A 16,820-nucleotide genomic window follows, 5' to 3' on the forward strand; every position below is an offset into this window, starting at 1 on the left:
ACGCAGGTCTTGTCAGATGGCATCCACGCCGGATTCACCGGTACGGATACGGATAACTTCTTCGATGTTGGAGACGAAAATCTTGCCATCGCCGATGCGTCCCGTCTGGGCAGCCTTGCGGATGGCTTCGATAGCGCTGTCCACGGTTTCGTCTGCGACGATAACCTCAACTTTCACCTTGGGCAGAAAGTCGACGACATATTCGGCGCCGCGGTAAAGCTCGGTATGACCTTTCTGTCGTCCAAAGCCCTTGGCTTCGATGACAGTGATCCCCTGCAAGCCGACTTCCTGAAGGGCTTCCTTCACTTCATCCAGCTTGAAAGGCTTTATGATGGCTTCGATCTTTTTCATCAGAGAATGGTCTCCGCTCTTCTTCGGAAATGGGCGTCGTGCCCGCTTCACCAGTACAGAAGCATGAAGTGTGCCAGTTTGAAGTCTTGTATGAATTTTCTTTGTTTTCATTCATCCGCAGGCACAGTGGCACTATTAACAACGCTTGTGCAAGCTGCAGTCTGCAGGTCGGCAATGAAATAGGGTCTATTGCCGCAATGCAACTGGCTAAAAATTAGTCATATTGCATCAAAACAGGGCAGGCTTGCATAAAGTCCGGTGCCGCGTATTTAATCATGGCCGTTAGCTGTGTTGAAAAGGGACGCGATGTACGAGTTGCTGACACCGCAGGAAATGGCAGAAGCTGACCAATATGCCATCGAGAGTGGAATCAAGGATGGTTTCTCGCTGATGCTTGCAGCAGGACGTGCTGTCGCAGATGTGGCACAACGGATGTTTCCGCGCAACGCACCTGTCGCGGTTCTGTGCGGGCCAGGCAATAATGGCGGCGATGGCTATATTGCGGCGCAGTTCCTTCTGGAGGCAGGTTTTGAAGTTGTATGCTTTACATCCGCTTCGCCTCGCAACGGTTCGGACGCCATGCGCGCATCGCTTTTCTACAAGGGGCCTGTTTCCAATTTGGGTGAATTTTCAGCCGCGAGTTTTGGCGGCGTGATCGATGCCTTGTTCGGCGCAGGGTTGGCTCGCGGTATTCATGGAGCCGAAGCCGTGGCAATTGACGCTGTCAATGCATCGGACTTACCGATTGTGGCGGTTGATCTGCCCAGCGGCATATCCGGCGCAAGTGGAGAAATTCTGGGTACGGCAATCCGCGCGCGTGCAACGGTCACCTTCTTTCGTAAAAAGCCGGGGCATCTTTTGCAGCCGGGAAGGGCTCATTGCGGCGTTCTTCATGTCGCGGATATTGGAATTCCTGATCACGTACTGACAAAGATCGAACCGTTTTTTTTTGAAAACACTCCTGACCTCTGGGAAAACGCTCTGCCAGTTTTAGGAGCCGAGGCATATAAATATAGTCGTGGCCATGCTGTGGTGTTTTCAGGTGGCGCTCATTCGACAGGCGCGGCGCGCCTGTCGGCTCTCGCCGCAGCTCGCATGGGTGCAGGGGCGGTAACACTTCTCTCTCCGCCTGATGCGATGGCGGTTAATGCCGCTCATCTCACCAGTATCATGGTTCGTGAAACGCGCGGTTTGAGAGATGTTCGTCAATTTTGTGCGGAACGCAAGGTCGCAGCAGCGGTTCTCGGCCCCGGTTATGGCAACCCCTTATTGGCGCGTGAGCATGCTCTGTATCTGGCGGGCGACGAACTGGAGGGATTTCATGGTCTCGTTCTGGATGCTGACGGGATCACGGCTTTTGAACAGAATCCAGCAGAGTTTTTTGACAAGCGCCAAGGATGCAGGACCGCGCTCGTATTGACGCCGCATGAAGGAGAGTTCCGGCGGCTCTTTCCGGATATAGCAAGGAGCAACGGCTCGAAAGTTGACAAGACCCGTGAGGCTGCAAAACGCGCCAATGCTGTCGTTATTTACAAGGGGCCCGATACTGTAATCGCGCATCCAGATGGACTTGCGGTCATCAATGCCAATGGAACACCCTTGCTGGCGACAGCAGGATCAGGGGATGTTCTGGCTGGTATTGTGTGCGGCCTGCTTGCGCAGGGCATGCCCGCATTTGCGGCTGCCTGCGCCTCTGTATGGATGCACGCCGATGCCGCCCGTCGTTTTGGCCATGGGCTTCTCGCCGAAGATCTGCCAGCTCAGCTACCTGCCGTCCTGTCGACGCTGGCCCGCGCCAGCCGAAATTAGCGGCGGGACGTGCGACTATTCCCGGTGCCGACATCGACGGTTATGCTGCCCGAAATCGACACGTCGGTATTGCCGATACGAAAATTCTTCCAATCGCCATTCGGTTTCTGATCTGGTTCCGGGGCAGGCGGTGGAGCGGCTACGATGGGCCTTTGAGGCTGGACTCCGGGCAGGCCCGGCGATCCGTCATTCGCAGACGCCGTTGATGTGATGGCTAAAAGAACGATGCTAAATATTAGAAAATGCTTCGTGATCATTTACCATTCTCCCTATACGGGATCGGCCACCGCATCAATCAGTTGCCCAGCCATTTCGAGAGTGAACTCGTCGAAATGCGAGATAACACGGCTTGGACCGTAATGTTGGACAGGAAGGTCGGTATATCCGAAATCAACGGCAACAACGGGGATGCCAGCTGCCTTCGCTGTGTCGATGTCGGTTCGGCTATCGCCAACCATGATTGCCCGTTCGCGATTGCCGCCTGCGCGTGCGATGGTGTCGGTAAGGTGACGTGGATCGGGTTTGCGATAGGCAAAAGTGTCGGAGCCGCAAATTGCCGCAAACCGTCCCGCTTCACCCATTGAGGTCAGCAGCTTGACCGACAGGGATTCGAATTTGTTGGTGCAGACGGCCAGCTCGTAACCGTGTGCCGTGAAACGGTCCATTGCTTCAAGGACGCCGGGAAAGAAAGTCGAATGTCCCGGCATATGATTGGCATAATGTTCGCGGAATTCTTCCACGAGATTATCGAGTTGGGCTTCGTCAGGCTGTTTCTGCTGGGCGGCAAAGGCACGCTCGATCATGACGCGTCCGCCTTGGCCGACGAATCTCCGCAACGATTCACGATCCGCTGTATTCAAACCTGAGATGGCGAGGCAGTGGTTGAGGCTGTCGAGAAGGTCGGGTGCTGTATCGACAAGAGTTCCGTCGAGATCAAAAACGATGATGGGCTTGGGATTAGCAGCAGACATTAGCTTCTCGTGTTTGAAGTAGGGACAAGAAGTTCCTATCTGATTGTCGCCTCGGGCTCAACCTCGCGATCAGATTTGCTTAAAAGTCGAAATTCTGCGTCATAGTTCGATTAGGCGCTTTGTTGTGCCGCGCCCGCATGCTAGAGGCGAACCAGGTGACAATGAGAATCCGCAGGGACCATCGGGAATTTGGGTATGGACGAAGCTCGCAAGCTGAAAATCGCTGCCGCCGCAGAAGCTCTTACGCACGTCAAGGATGGAATGCGTCTGGGGATCGGTACAGGTTCAACGGCCGAGGAGTTCGTACGCCTGCTCGCCGAAAAGGTAAATAACGGCTTCAAGGTAATTGGAGTGCCCACTTCCGAACGCACTGCGAAACTTTGCGAGGAACTCGGGGTTCCGCTTACGACGCTTGACGAAACGCCTCATCTTGATCTTACCGTGGATGGTGCCGATGAAGTTGATGCCGATCTTTCACTCATCAAGGGCGGTGGCGGAGCTCTTCTTCGTGAAAAGATCGTGGCTGCTGCCTCTGACGCGATGATCGTTATTGCTGACAGTTCAAAGGTGGTTGAAACGCTTGGACGTTTTCCTTTGCCTGTGGAAGTCAATCGCTTCGGTCTCGGCGCAACGATGCGCGCGATTGAAGAAGCAGCTGCAAAGTGTGGTCTTGCAGGCCCGCTGGTGCTGCGTTTAAAAGATGGCTCACCCTTCATAACAGATGGTGGGCATTATATCGTGGATGCATCTTTTGGCCGCATTCCCGATCCAAAGACACTATCTGACGCTCTCTTCGCAATTCCAGGCGTTGTCGAGCACGGACTTTTCATCGGACTGGCGCGTGCGGCAGTGATTGCTGGCAACGACGGCATCCGCACCATGAACCGATCCTGAACTGATTGAACGGAGTACTGACCATATGATCCCGGCAACTGGCTTTCGCCGTCTGATTGCACCGTTTTCCGCACTCGTACTGATGTCGGGCATTCATGCGGCATCTGCACAGGAAATCACTGAAGCTCATCTGGAAGCGGCCCGCGCTGCTATTTCCGCGATCAATGCTACCGAGCAGTTCGACGAAATTCTGCCGAATGCTGCCCGTGCACTAAAGGGTGAGCTGATCCAGAAAGATCCGAACCTGGAAGCCCTCATTACCAAGACGGTCGATGACAAGGCTCTTGCTCTCGCTTCGCGTCGTTCTGATCTCGAAACCGAATCCGCTCGCGCTTACGCCAAAGCCTTTTCGGAAGACGAATTGAAGGCTATCGCAGCGTTTTATACGTCGCCTGCGGGCAAGAAGCTTCTGTCGGAAGGCCCGATTGTGACGCGTGAAGTCGTGAAGGCCGCAAATATTTGGCAGAACGGCATCGCGCGCGATCTCGCAACCAGCGTGGCTGAGGTTCTGGCAGCACAGGCTGGCGCTGCTGCGGCTCCGGCGCAGCCCGCACAGCAGTAATTTCTGACGGTAACGCGGAATTTAAAAGCCCGGTCACTTGGCCGGGCTTTTTGTTTTGCCTACATATCGGCCAATGTAATATGGATTGGAGACTCCCATGACCGGCTTCGACTATGATCTTTTTGTTATCGGCGGCGGTTCCGGTGGTGTCAGGGCTGGGCGCCTGGCCGGAGCGATGGGGAAAAAGGTCGGTCTTGCGGAAGAATACCGTATGGGCGGAACCTGCGTTATTCGTGGCTGTGTGCCCAAGAAGCTTTTCGTCTATGCTTCCCAGTTTCCGGAACATTTTGAGGATGCAGCCGGTTATGGCTGGGAGGTTGGTGCTTCCGCATTCAACTGGAAAAAGCTGATAGATGCCAAGGATAAGGAGATCGCCCGGTTGGAGGGCCTTTATACCAAAGGCCTTCAGAACTCGCATGTCGAGATTTTCGCCAGCCGTGCCGAACTGATTGATGAACATACGATCGAACTGAAGGCCGACGGTCGCCGGGTCACGGCAGACCAGATACTGATTGCGACGGGCGGTCATCCAAGCATGCCTGAAACCATGCCGGGGCATGAATATTGCATCAGTTCCAACGAAGCGTTTCATCTCGCTGAACTGCCGAAGGCAATCGCGATCGCGGGTGGCGGGTATATCGCCGTTGAATTCGCGAACATATTCCACGGCCTCGGTGTCGAGACGACACTGGTTTATCGCGGCCAGGAAATCCTCTCCCGTTTCGACCCTGACCTGCGCCATCTTTTGCATGAAACGATGGAGGCAAAGGGCATCCGCATCATCTGCGGCGCAGTTTTCGAGAAAATTGAGAAGCAACCCGATGGCGATTTGAAAATTTCGCTAAACAATGGTGACACACTCGAAGTCGGCCAAGCAATGATGGCCATCGGGCGCAAGGCCAATACGGCCGGTCTCGGACTTGAGAGGGCTGGCGTGGAGATGGATGAACTGGGTGCCATCCTTGTCGATGATTATTCGCGCACCAATGTCGCGAATATCTGGGCGGTAGGCGATGTCACCAATCGTGTTCAATTGACGCCGGTGGCAATTCATGAAGCCATGTGCTTCCTGGAAACTGCTTTCAAGGACAATCCGACGAAGCCTGATCACGAACTGATTGCGACCGCCGTGTTTTCGCAGCCAGAGATCGGCACGGTTGGTTTGCCGGAAGATGAGGCGGCGAAGAAGTATCCTGAAATCGAGGTTTACAGGGCGCTTTTCCGCCCGATGAAGAACACGCTTTCCGGCCGCAATGAAAAAATGCTCATGAAACTCATCGTCGATGCGGCGAGCCGTCAGGTCATCGGCGCCCATATTATGGGGCCGGATGCCGGAGAAATGGCCCAGCTTCTGGGTATTTCGCTCAAGGCTGGTGCCACCAAGGATGACTTCGATCGCACCATGGCCGTGCATCCGACGGCAGCCGAAGAGCTGGTCACGATGTACAAGCCGACCTATCGTGTCGTGAATGGTAAGAAAGTTGATGACTGAATCTTTCGCAGCCGGTTTCTCCGGTTAACGAATATTGCTGGCATAAAATCTCAGCGTGCATTATATCAGCGCGACCACGCACGCCGGTTTTCCGGGGCAGGCTGTCATCTGTGTCAGATTCGGGCTGCCGCTCAAGGAATTCCGGCTTTCGTGTAAGGAGGATATAATCCGAGAGAAATCGAGCGGATAGAAGCAAACAGGTGCTCAAATGACGAAGAACTGGACCCCGCATTCCTGGAGAAACAAACCGATCAAGCAAGTGCCGTTTTATCCAGACGCACAGGCTTTGAACGACGTTGAGGCCCGTCTTCGTACCTATCCGCCGCTGGTTTTTGCAGGTGAGGCGCGCAAGCTGAAGCAGCAACTGGCCGAAGTGGCGGAAGGCAAGGCATTTCTGCTCCAGGGTGGCGATTGCGCGGAGAGCTTCGCGGAACACGGCGCGGACAATATTCGCGACTTTTTCCGCGTCTTTCTTCAGATGGCTGTCGTACTCACATTCGGTGCTTCGAAGCCGGTTGTGAAGGTCGGTCGAATTGCCGGTCAGTTTGCCAAGCCACGCTCGTCGGATATGGAAACGCTGAACGGGGTGGAGCTGCCGTCCTACCGCGGTGACATCATCAACGGTATCGAGTTCGACGCGGCGTCGCGTATTCCGGATCCACAGCGCCAGGATATGGCATACCGCCAGTCGGCGGCGACGCTTAACCTGTTGCGTGCATTCGCTCAGGGCGGCTACGCCAATCTTGAGAACGTTCATCAGTGGATGCTCGGCTTTGTCGGCAAGAGCCCTCAGGCGGAACGCTATGCAGCTTTGGCGCAGCGTATCTCCGAGACCATGAACTTCATGCGTGCTATCGGAATTACGGCGGATAGCAATCACTCGCTACGCGAAACCGATTTCTACACCAGCCACGAAGCGCTGCTTCTTGGCTATGAAGAAGCGCTGACCCGCGTGGATTCGACCTCCGGTGATTGGTATGGCACGTCCGGCCATATGATCTGGATTGGTGATCGCACACGTCAGGCTGACCATGCGCATATTGAATATTGCCGGGGCATTAAGAACCCGCTTGGTCTCAAGTGCGGTCCGTCCTTGCAGCCGGATGATCTCATCCGCCTGATCGATCTGCTGAATCCGGAAAACGAAGCCGGGCGTCTGACATTGATTGCGCGCTTTGGCTACGACAAGGTTGGCGATCATCTGCCGCAGTTGATCCGGGCTGTCGAGAAGGAAGGTCGTAAGGTCGTATGGTCTTGCGATCCGATGCATGGCAACACGATTACCGCCGGTGGATACAAGACGCGTCCGTTCGACCGTATTCTCAAGGAAGTGGAGTCCTTTTTCGCGATCCATCGCGCCGAAGGTACGCATCCAGGCGGCATCCATGTTGAGATGACCGGCAAGAATGTGACCGAATGCACGGGCGGCGCGCGTGCGATCTCGGCAGAAGACCTGCATGATCGTTACCACACGCATTGCGATCCGCGTCTCAACGCGGATCAAGCGCTGGAACTGGCGTTCTTGCTGGCTGAACTGCTGAAGAAGGAACGCGACGCTGGTGTCGACAAGCAGGTCGTAAGCGCCTGACCAGATTCGCATATAATGGAGCTTGCAGGGCGGGAGGCGATCCCGCCCTGTTGCTTTTCAGCAAAACTCACCTATTGATTGCGTTGGTGTGTCATACGTCCGAACAGACGTATCAGGACGCTCTAACCTATTGAATCTACGCATCGTGTTTTCCAAAATCGAATCCGATCTGCGGGCTGATGACGTAACCAGTTTGATTGAGGGTAATGATGCAGCGCATTTTCCTGGCTTTTCTCAACTCGATGCGGGCACTGAAATACCTCGCAGGACATGAAAAGGCAGTTCAACAGGAACTGGTGCTGCTTCTTCTATCACTTCCGGTGGCGTTCTTCTTCGCGCCGACCTGGCTTACTTTCCTCTTGATGACCGGATCGATCCTGTTTCTCATCCTTGTGGAAGTGCTGAACACCGGTATTGAGGCGACATGCGATGCCGTCTCGCGGGATTTTCATAAGGAAATTCAGATTGCAAAGGACTGCGGATCGCTCGCCGTTCTTATTTCCATCCTGTTCGTCGTCGCGGTCTGGGGCTATATCCTAGCCAGCACGTATCTCGCCTGACAAACAAAGTGGTCGACTGATTGCATCCGTTGCATTTGTTTGCGCAAGCGCGCTAAACCTTGAACATGTTAGCCTCTTACGAGAATCTTGCCATGCTCCGTATTGCCGTTGCGCAGCTCAATCCCGTCATGGGCGATATCGCCGGAAACCTGGCCAAGGCACGCGCGGCGCGCGCTGAAGCCGCCAGGATGCAGGCCGATCTCATTTTGTTTACAGAACTGTTCATCTCCGGATACCCACCGGAAGATCTGGTTTTAAAACCGTCCTTTCTGGCGGCGTGCGAAAAGGCCGTGCGGGAACTCGCAAGTGATACCGCCGATGGCGGTCCAGGTGTTATCATCGGTACGCCCCTTAAGCGTGAGAGCGGACTGCACAACTCTATCGCGGTTCTGGACGCGGGGGAGGTGATTGCCGAACGGTTTAAGGTTGATCTGCCGAATTATGGCGAGTTTGATGAGAAGCGCGTATTTGAGGCAGGCCCAATGCCGGGACCGATCAATTTCCGCGGTGTCCGCATCGGCATTCCCATCTGTGAGGATATTTGGGGCGATCTCGGTGTCGCCGAAACGCTGGCGGAGAGTGGCGCAGAAATTTTACTCGTGCCGAATGGTTCGCCCTATCACCGTGCGAAGATGGACCGACGGCATCAGGTTGTTCTGAAACAGGTAATCGAAACCGAATTGCCGATGGTTTATGCCAATCAGGTTGGCGGACAGGATGAACTGGTATTCGATGGCGGTTCGTTCGCGTTCAATGCCGACCGCTCGCTCTGTCTGCAAATGCCGCAGTTCGCGGAACAGATTTCGCTGACCATTTGGAACAAAGACAATGATGGCTGGCGCTGCGAAGAAGGGGAGAAGGCCATTCTTCCAGAAGGGCTCGAAGCCGATTATTCAGCCTGCATGCTGGGCTTGCGTGACTATGTGAACAAGAACGGTTTCAAGGATGTCGTGCTCGGCCTCTCGGGCGGCATTGATTCGGCAATCTGTGCGGCCTTGGGCGTCGACGCCTTGGGCAAGGACCGCGTTCGCTGCATCATGCTGCCTTACCGCTACACCTCCGACGAATCGCTGAAAGATGCCGCTGACTGTGCAAAGGCGCTCGGTGTTCGATACGATATTGTTCCAATCGCCGCACCGGTTGAGGGCTTTCTTGAAGCGCTGCATCCGCTGTTTTCGGGAACCGAGAGTGGTGTTACCGAAGAAAACCTGCAGAGCCGTGCACGCGGAACCATTCTGATGGCGGTTTCGAACAAGTTTGGTTCGATGGTTGTCACCACAGGCAATAAGTCTGAAATGTCGGTGGGCTATGCGACGCTTTACGGCGACATGAATGGCGGATTCAACCCGATCAAGGATGTCTACAAGATGCAGGTCTATGCGATGTCCGAATGGCGTAACAGCCATGTACCGAATGGCGCGCTTGGCCCATCGGGTGAAGTAATCCCCCACAACATCATTTCCAAGGCTCCATCCGCTGAGCTGCGCGAAAACCAAACGGATCAGGACAGCTTGCCTCCCTATCCGGTTCTGGACGATATCCTTGAATGCCTCGTCGAGAATGAAATGAGCAACACCGAGATTGCTGCTCGCGGTCACCCGCTCGAAACGGTTCAACGGATAGAGCATCTGCTTTATCTGGCTGAATATAAGCGCCGACAATCGGCACCCGGTGTCAAAATTACCAAGAAGAATTTCGGACGCGATCGCCGCTACCCTATAACGAACCGCTTCCGCGACCGCTGAAAGACATTGAAATGACCGTAATCGTTCGTTTTGCTCCGTCGCCGACGGGCTATATTCATATTGGCAATACGCGCACGGCGCTTTCAAATTGGCTTTTCGCTCAAAAGAATGGCGGCAAGTTCATACTGCGCTATGACGATACCGATGTTGAGCGATCCAGGGAAGAGTACGCACAGGCAATTGCCGTCGATCTCGATTGGCTCGGTGTCAAACCTGATCGTGTCGAATATCAATCGAAGCGTTTCGATGTTTATGCCAAGGCCGTGGAGAAGCTCAAACAGGCTGGCCTGCTCTATGCTTGTTATGAAACGGCTGAAGAACTGGAGCGGCGCCGCAAGTTGCGTCTCGCACGCCGGCTTCCGCCGGTATATGGCCGTGAAGGCTTAAAACTGACTGAGGAAGAGAAAGCAGCCTTTGAAGCCGAAGGGCGCAAGCCCCACTGGCGTTTCCTGCTGCCCAATTTTGATGTCGATCCCTTTAACACCAAGCGTACCGAGGTACATTGGGACGATCTGGTCCGCGGCCCGCAAACTGTTGATCTGGCTTCAATGTCCGATCCGGTGCTGGTGCGTGAGGATGGCACATATCTCTATACCCTGCCGTCTGTGGTGGACGATATAGATCTCGGTATTACGCATATTATTCGTGGCGACGATCATGTGACGAATACAGGTGTACAGATCGCGATTTTCGAAGCGTTAGGAGCCAAGGCGCCGGTTTTTGGGCACCATAATCTGCTGACGACGATTTCGGGCGAGGGGCTTTCAAAGCGGACCGGCGCTCTATCTGTTGGTTCACTACGCGAAGCAGGTTTTGAGCCTATGGCAGTCGCCTCACTGGCGATTCTGATCGGTACGTCGGAAAGTGTTTCGGCAGAACCCAATATGGCAAGTCTTGCCGAGCATTTTGATCTGGCCTCGATATCCAAGTCTTCTGCAAAATTTGATCCCGCAGAGCTGGATACGCTCAACCGCGCCCTGCTGCACGCGATGCAATTTTCAGAAGCCGAGCCGCGCCTGGCAGCCTTGGGCATTTCTGGCGACAAGGCGGAACCATTCTGGATGGCGGTACGGGGAAATCTCGACCGTTTCAAGGATGTGGTTCACTGGTGGTCTATCGTTGACGGTGAACTACCTGAAATGCCGGACCTGTCTGAAGAAGATCGTGCTTTCCTGCGCGAAGCATTCACCCTTCTGCCACCTGCTCCCTGGGATCATCAAACCTGGAAAAGCTGGACGGAGACTGTAAAGGCTGCAACGGGACGCAAGGGCAAGAACCTTTTCATGCCCCTGCGGTTGGCGCTTACGGGGCAGGTGCATGGGCCGGAACTGGCTGACCTGCTAGTGCTGATTGGTCCGGAAAGAAGTCTGAGCCGACGACCCTGACTTTTGTGTTTTCCGTATAAGGGCGCTCAACGGGTGGTGTCGATGTGACGGGGGCGACATAGGCCGGAGTGTTTGATGTTTGCACCGTTGAGGCGGGGATATAGTCAACCTTCTCGGCTTTGATGGGGGCGGAATTTCATAGACAGGCAATGCTATGGCGCTGGCTATTTTGGCCTTGGGCCGGGTTATGGTTTTTGACTTCTGCTGCGGTATGAGCACAGTTTTTGATCGCGGCTTCTTGGGAGTTACGATCCAAGAAGCGCGGCACGATTTGACATGCCTGGATGGTGACGGACGTCCAGCAAGCGCCATATTCAATTCGTGAATGCGCTCGCGTAGAGTTTGCGTTTCAGTTTTCAGTCTATCTGTTTTTGTGAGCAGTTTGACGCACTGCACTGATTTGACGGCCGGTGTAAACAAACTTCCCATGCAGCGATCCTGAGTTGCAGTCGCTCTCAAACGAGAAAGACTGGCTTCCCTTTGGTCAAGAAGCGACTGGGTCGAGAGAAGATGCTTCTTCAGTTGTTTCTGCTCGGCTGGCGTACACAAATCTCTGGGGGCTGTCGTCGTGCAGCCAGCCAGCGCTGCCGAGGCTATCAAAAGTACTGAATAAAACAGCTTTCTATTAGAACAGAATGAAATAATAGACATGATGACCCCGCAAGAAATAACTATGCCATCATGTTTGAAAAATATAGTTAATTAAACATTAATGGCGAGTATATTTAAGTATACTCGCCATCTAATGTCATTATTTTAAATAAAGCTAACTTAGCTCTTCTTAATAATTCGCTTGTTACGCAGGGTTTCTCCCGATTTTTGCAATGCTTCAACCACTGCCAGCGCAGTCATGTTGACGACGCCGCGCGAGGTAACGGAAGGAGTCAGAATGTGTGCAGGTCGCGCCGCACCGAGCAGAATCGGCCCCACGTGCAAAGCATCCGTTACCATTTTGACCACATTCAGCGTAATATTTGCAGCGTCGAGGTTCGGGAAGACAAGAAGATTGGCCTCACCTTTCAGCCGCGAATTCGGGAATACGCGGTCGCGCAACGCTTGGGAGAGAGCAGAGTCTCCATGCATTTCACCATCGGATTCGAGTTCCGGTGCTTTCTCGGCGAGAATTGCGGCTGCTTCGCGCATTTTTTCTGCGCTGGCTGACTCTTTCGATCCGAAATTGGAATGCGATACCAAGGCCGCTTTTGGCTCAATACCGAAGCGGCTGATTTCCTTTGCGGCGAGAATTGCCATTTCGGCGACTTCGTTTGCGCTTGGTTCGACGTTGACATAAGTGTCTGTAAGGAAGAGGGCGCCACGCTGCGAGATCAGCAGGCTCAATGCAGAATAGTCTCGGATGCCTGGAACCTTTCCGATGATCTGGCGCACGACGCGGAGGTGGCGTTCGAACCGGCCTTCAAGACCACAGATCATGGCGTCAGCTTCATCACGCATAACGGCCAGAGCGGCAATTGCGGTCGAGTTTGTACGCACGATAGTACGTGCGGCTTCCGGTGTGACGCCCTGTCTGCCGGTATAGGACAGATAGAGGTCGACATAGTCGCGATAACGCGGATCGTCTTCGGGATTGATGAGTTCGAAATCCGTCCCCGGACGGATTTTCAAACCATAGCGACGCAGGCGTGTTTCGATGACCTGTGGGCGGCCTACGAGAATCGGTGCGGCAATCCGCTCCTCGATCACGACCTGAGCAGCACGCAGCACGCGCTCATCTTCACCGTCAGCATAAATAACGCGTTTCGGCTTTTCTTGAGCGCGAGCAGCAGCGAACACCGGCTTCATGATGAGACCGGAACGGAAGACGAAACGATTCAGGCGATCGAGATAGGCTTCCATGTCTTCGATCGGCCGCGTGGCCACGCCTGTTTCCATGGCGGCTTTCGCCACTGCCGGGGCGATGCGCAGAATCAGGCGCTGATCAAATGGCGACGGTATGATGTAGTCCGGCCCGAAAGTGGGCGTATCGCCCGAATAGGCACGCGCGGCGACATCCGAAGGCTCTTCGCGGGCGAGGGCAGCGATGGCGCGCACAGCAGCCAGCTTCATTTCCTCGTTGATTGCTGTTGCTCCGACGTCGAGCGCGCCACGAAAGATATAAGGAAAGCACAGAACGTTGTTGACCTGGTTCGGATAATCCGAACGACCGGTACAAATCATGGCATCGGCGCGAGCCGCACGTGCCTCTTCCGGCATGATTTCCGGCTTTGGATTGGCCAGCGCCATGATCAGCGGGTTTTCGGCCATTTGCTTCAGAAGTTCGGGCTTCAGAACACCGGCAGCGGAAAGGCCGAGGAAGACGTCAGCACCACCAATAACGTCGGCCAGAGTGCGGGCGTCCGTCTTCTGCGCGTAAACTTCCTTCCAACGATCCATCAGCGTGTTACGGCCTTCGTAGACAACACCTTCGAGATCGCAGACCCAGATATTTTCGCGCTTTGCGCCGAGGTTGACCAGAAGATTAAGGCAGGCAAGAGCCGCTGCACCTGCACCGGAGGTGACAATCTTGGCATCACTGATTTTCTTGCCGGCCAGTTCCAGGCCGTTCAGCACTGCGGAAGCAACAATAATCGCCGTGCCGTGCTGGTCGTCATGGAAGACAGGGATGTTCATTTTTGCGCGAAGCTGCTCTTCGACTTCGAAGCACTCAGGTGCCTTGATATCTTCGAGATTTATACCGCCGAAAGTTGGTTCCAAAGCGGCAACAACGTCGACAATGCGGTCGATTTCATGCGCATCAATTTCGATGTCGAACACGTCGATATCGGCGAATTTCTTGAAGAGAACAGCCTTTCCTTCCATCACCGGTTTGGAAGCAAGCGCACCGATATTGCCAAGGCCAAGAACTGCAGTGCCGTTAGACACCACGGCAACGAGATTGCCCCGCGCCGTGTATTCGGCGGCGGTTGCGGGGTCTTCGTGGATTGCGAGGCATGGCGCAGCGACGCCAGGCGAGTAGGCCAGCGCCAGATCTCGCTGGTTGCCAAGGGGCTTTGTCGCCTGAATTTCCAGCTTTCCGGGCTTCGGATAACGATGGAAGAACAGAGCTGCTTCATCAAAATCCGAACGGGAAGTGGAAGGTGTTTTCTTGGTCATGGTCGCATCGCTTTCCAAAATCTTTCGCGCAGGGCTGGAGCCATTTGCACGGGAGGGCGCGGATTCGCATACAGGTTGTGCATGACGCTTCCGCACACCGGGCCATTATTGTTCTTAGTCTATCGGCTCAAATCTCAGTAGGCCCGTTTTCGAGAATGAGTTTTTCCAAATTTGCAGTTCTATCGTTTGGTGCTGCTAAAATGCACTCTGATAGGCGCCGCCATCGATAACGAGATTCTGCCCGGTAATGAACCCGGAATGTTCCGAGCAAAGGAAGGCGCAGGCCTGACCGAACTCTTTCGGCTGGCCTATCCGCTTGGCGGGAATTGTCGAGGCCCGCTTTGCGGCTTCTTCTTCCGGTGTTGTACCATTCTTCTGGGCCGAGAACGCAAAACCGTTGCGAAGACGATCTGTGTCGAACGCGCCGGGAAGGATGTTGTTGATGGTCACATTGGATGCCGCGACCGTACGTGCGACGCCAGCAAGAAACGCAGTCAGGCCAGCGCGGGCACCGGAGGAGAGGTCAAGGCCGGGAATGGGAGCATATACCGATGTCGATGTGATGTTGACGATACGCCCAAATCGGCGTGCGACCATCCCGTCGATCACGGCTTTGATCAGCTCTATCGGCGTAACCATATTCTGTGTCACGCCTTGAAGAATGGCATCTCGATCAAGAAGCCGAAAATCCTTGAATGCCGGGCCGCCATTATTGTTCACGAGAATATCAGGTGCGGGGCAGGCGGATAGCAGTTCAGCCTGTCCTTCGGGGCTTGATATGTCTGCCGCAACCGCATCAACCTTCACGCCAAACGTCTTGTGAATTGTATCCGCCGTTGCAGCGAGGGTTTCTTCATTTCGTCCATTCAGAACGAGATCGCATCCGGCTTCGGCGAGCGCCTCGGCACAAGCTCGTCCGAGCCCTTTACTGGAAGCGCACACAATTGCTTTTCGACCCTTCAGGCCCAAGTCCACGGCTCGATCCTCGCATTCTGTTCAAGTTTTAGAGACATGCCACCAAGCAAGCGGTCCAATCAACCAGATTCTGGTTTACAGGAGCATGTGTCCACTTTTTAGAGCCAGAAGGCGCAATATTCACGAACAATATTTGGTGAACGTCGTTATTCGTGAGGCGGAGTGAATTCCGCTCTCGGTCGTATCAGCGATCCATTGTCCACCTGTTCCAGCGCGTGGGCAAGCCAACCTGCGATGCGCGCGAGCGCAAACAGAAGCAGTGGTGCCTCGGCTGGCAGCTCATATAGTTCAGTCACTGCGGCGAGCGCGAAATCAATATTCGGTTTCTCTCCCAGGATGTCCGCAGCGCTTCGTTCCAAATCACGATAGATGGTGGGCAACTCCAGTTGTTCCAGCAATGCGGAAGCGCGAACGTCCCCTGCTTCCCGGTAAAGGGGATGACCGAACAAATGGATTTGAGTACCTTGTCTGAGCTGGTCTTTGATGGTGGCTTCGGGACCTATTTCCCGAGCCTGGGCAATAATAGCCGTTGCGGCCGTGGCTGCCCTGCCATGTCTGGGGCCGATCAATGTTGATAATCCGGCCAGTGTTGCTGCAGACAATGGAGCGCCTGTGGAGGCGGCGACGCGGGTTGCGAATGCCGACGCATTGAGTTCGTGGTCTGCCAGAAGCACCAGAATACGCCGAATAATATCGCTTGCCTGCGGCTTTTGCCAGACAGAAGCAATACGCTCATGCATGGGCATATCGGATATAGATACGCCAAGAGCAGTATTGTGGAACAATTGTAGCAGACCGAAAGCCTCTTGCTGCAGGATTGCTGCGGAACGTCCGGAACTGGGCAGGTCGTTCGCTGCTCGAACGGCAAAGGTGGTGAACAGGCGTTCCAACGGCGCAGAGCATGGCTGCTGTCGACATAGCGGCATTTCTCCGCAGGCACCGCCGCTATTGTCGAAATTCATCTGCCATAGCAGGGCGGCCACTTGTTCCAACGTTGCCGTTTCCGACAGCTCAGCCGCATCGCAGCCGCGATAGAGCAAACGGCCATCAATAATGGTCGAAATGCCGGAGCGCATGATCGGAAGCCCCCAGCGAATAGTGTCAGCAGCAACAGTACTATCTCTATTGCGACCCGGACGTCTGCCGGCCAGACGATGAACGTCTTCTGATCGATAGAGGCTGCGTCTGGGATCATCGGGCTGCGGCTTGGAACGGATGCGACCACGACTGACATTGGCATAAAGCGTCTGAGGCTTTGTCTGAAGAATGGATAGCGCTTCTTCCGCTGTAAGCCAGTTCATTATTGCTCCCTACATTGATCGATTTCATCAAGATTGACGTCAACTATACTTGGATAGAATGTCGAAAGGCAAACAA

Annotated in this window: 13 protein-coding genes; 8 read left to right on the forward strand and 5 right to left on the reverse strand. The window is 54.5% G+C overall.

The window, feature by feature from the left end:
- Positions 1 to 12: 12 nt before the first annotated feature.
- A complete protein-coding gene (locus AC0TOF_RS16550) occupies positions 13 to 351 on the reverse strand; it encodes a P-II family nitrogen regulator (protein ID WP_002964122.1) in 339 nt (112 codons plus the stop codon).
- A gap of 306 nt (positions 352 to 657) precedes the next feature.
- Between AC0TOF_RS16550 and AC0TOF_RS16555 the strand changes: the two genes are divergently transcribed.
- Positions 658 to 2,160: an NAD(P)H-hydrate dehydratase gene (locus AC0TOF_RS16555; protein WP_473769043.1), complete on the forward strand. Its 1,503-nt coding sequence runs from the start codon at positions 658 to 660 to the stop codon at positions 2,158 to 2,160.
- Between the two features lie 269 nt (positions 2,161 to 2,429).
- Here the strand turns inward: AC0TOF_RS16555 and AC0TOF_RS16560 are convergent, their stop codons facing one another.
- Positions 2,430 to 3,131 carry an HAD family hydrolase gene (locus AC0TOF_RS16560; protein WP_473769044.1) on the reverse strand — a complete coding sequence of 234 codons (702 nt, stop codon included), beginning with the start codon at positions 3,129 to 3,131 and terminating at the stop codon, positions 2,430 to 2,432.
- 195 nt (positions 3,132 to 3,326) lie between these two features.
- On the opposite strand from AC0TOF_RS16560, the gene rpiA reads away from it, so the two are divergent.
- The 7 genes from rpiA to gltX all read left to right on the forward strand — a co-directional run bounded on the left by rpiA (position 3,327) and on the right by gltX (position 11,357).
- Positions 3,327 to 4,025: a ribose-5-phosphate isomerase RpiA gene (rpiA, locus tag AC0TOF_RS16565; RefSeq protein WP_122001686.1), complete on the forward strand. Its 699-nt coding sequence runs from the start codon at positions 3,327 to 3,329 to the stop codon at positions 4,023 to 4,025.
- A gap of 25 nt (positions 4,026 to 4,050) precedes the next feature.
- Positions 4,051 to 4,587: a DUF2059 domain-containing protein gene (locus tag AC0TOF_RS16570; protein WP_122001687.1), complete on the forward strand. Its 537-nt coding sequence runs from the start codon at positions 4,051 to 4,053 to the stop codon at positions 4,585 to 4,587.
- Positions 4,588 to 4,684: 97 nt separating this feature from the next.
- Positions 4,685 to 6,079, forward strand: a complete 1,395-nt coding sequence (gene gor / locus AC0TOF_RS16575) for a glutathione-disulfide reductase (RefSeq protein WP_473769045.1) — start codon at positions 4,685 to 4,687, stop codon at positions 6,077 to 6,079.
- Positions 6,080 to 6,287: 208 nt separating this feature from the next.
- Positions 6,288 to 7,667 carry a class II 3-deoxy-7-phosphoheptulonate synthase gene (locus AC0TOF_RS16580; protein ID WP_473769046.1) on the forward strand — a complete coding sequence of 460 codons (1,380 nt, stop codon included), beginning with the start codon at positions 6,288 to 6,290 and terminating at the stop codon, positions 7,665 to 7,667.
- A 209-nt stretch (positions 7,668 to 7,876) separates the two neighbouring features.
- Positions 7,877 to 8,227, forward strand: a complete 351-nt coding sequence (locus AC0TOF_RS16585; protein ID WP_473769136.1) for a diacylglycerol kinase — start codon at positions 7,877 to 7,879, stop codon at positions 8,225 to 8,227.
- A gap of 65 nt (positions 8,228 to 8,292) precedes the next feature.
- Positions 8,293 to 9,972: an NAD+ synthase gene (locus AC0TOF_RS16590; RefSeq protein WP_473769137.1), complete on the forward strand. Its 1,680-nt coding sequence runs from the start codon at positions 8,293 to 8,295 to the stop codon at positions 9,970 to 9,972.
- Between the two features lie 11 nt (positions 9,973 to 9,983).
- Positions 9,984 to 11,357, forward strand: a complete 1,374-nt coding sequence (gene gltX, locus AC0TOF_RS16595) for a glutamate--tRNA ligase (RefSeq protein WP_473769047.1) — start codon at positions 9,984 to 9,986, stop codon at positions 11,355 to 11,357.
- 771 nt (positions 11,358 to 12,128) lie between these two features.
- Here the strand turns inward: gltX and AC0TOF_RS16600 are convergent.
- The 3 genes from AC0TOF_RS16600 to AC0TOF_RS16610 form a co-directional block, all read right to left on the reverse strand.
- Entirely contained in the window at positions 12,129 to 14,468 is a 2,340-nt protein-coding gene (locus AC0TOF_RS16600; protein ID WP_473769048.1) for an NADP-dependent malic enzyme, read from the reverse strand.
- Between the two features lie 195 nt (positions 14,469 to 14,663).
- Positions 14,664 to 15,443: an SDR family oxidoreductase gene (locus AC0TOF_RS16605; protein ID WP_473769049.1), complete on the reverse strand. Its 780-nt coding sequence runs from the start codon at positions 15,441 to 15,443 to the stop codon at positions 14,664 to 14,666.
- Between the two features lie 146 nt (positions 15,444 to 15,589).
- Positions 15,590 to 16,744: a citrate synthase gene (locus tag AC0TOF_RS16610; protein WP_473769050.1), complete on the reverse strand. Its 1,155-nt coding sequence runs from the start codon at positions 16,742 to 16,744 to the stop codon at positions 15,590 to 15,592.
- Positions 16,745 to 16,820 lie beyond the last annotated feature (76 nt).

It is taken from the genome of Ochrobactrum sp. PL_is501 (genome assembly GCF_055816895.1).

Coding starts and splice junctions, on each gene's coding strand:
- AC0TOF_RS16585 (WP_473769136.1), top strand. CDS start 7,877: ATGCAGCGCATTTTCCTGGCTTTTCTCAACTCGATGCGGGCACTGAAA.
- AC0TOF_RS16555 (WP_473769043.1), top strand. CDS start 658: ATGTACGAGTTGCTGACACCGCAGGAAATGGCAGAAGCTGACCAATAT.
- AC0TOF_RS16570 (WP_122001687.1), top strand. CDS start 4,051: ATGATCCCGGCAACTGGCTTTCGCCGTCTGATTGCACCGTTTTCCGCA.
- rpiA (WP_122001686.1), top strand. CDS start 3,327: ATGGACGAAGCTCGCAAGCTGAAAATCGCTGCCGCCGCAGAAGCTCTT.
- AC0TOF_RS16550 (WP_002964122.1), bottom strand. CDS start 351: ATGAAAAAGATCGAAGCCATCATAAAGCCTTTCAAGCTGGATGAAGTG.
- AC0TOF_RS16580 (WP_473769046.1), top strand. CDS start 6,288: ATGACGAAGAACTGGACCCCGCATTCCTGGAGAAACAAACCGATCAAG.
- AC0TOF_RS16590 (WP_473769137.1), top strand. CDS start 8,293: ATGTTAGCCTCTTACGAGAATCTTGCCATGCTCCGTATTGCCGTTGCG.
- gltX (WP_473769047.1), top strand. CDS start 9,984: ATGACCGTAATCGTTCGTTTTGCTCCGTCGCCGACGGGCTATATTCAT.
- AC0TOF_RS16600 (WP_473769048.1), bottom strand. CDS start 14,468: ATGACCAAGAAAACACCTTCCACTTCCCGTTCGGATTTTGATGAAGCA.
- AC0TOF_RS16610 (WP_473769050.1), bottom strand. CDS start 16,744: ATGAACTGGCTTACAGCGGAAGAAGCGCTATCCATTCTTCAGACAAAG.
- gor (WP_473769045.1), top strand. CDS start 4,685: ATGACCGGCTTCGACTATGATCTTTTTGTTATCGGCGGCGGTTCCGGT.
- AC0TOF_RS16560 (WP_473769044.1), bottom strand. CDS start 3,131: ATGTCTGCTGCTAATCCCAAGCCCATCATCGTTTTTGATCTCGACGGA.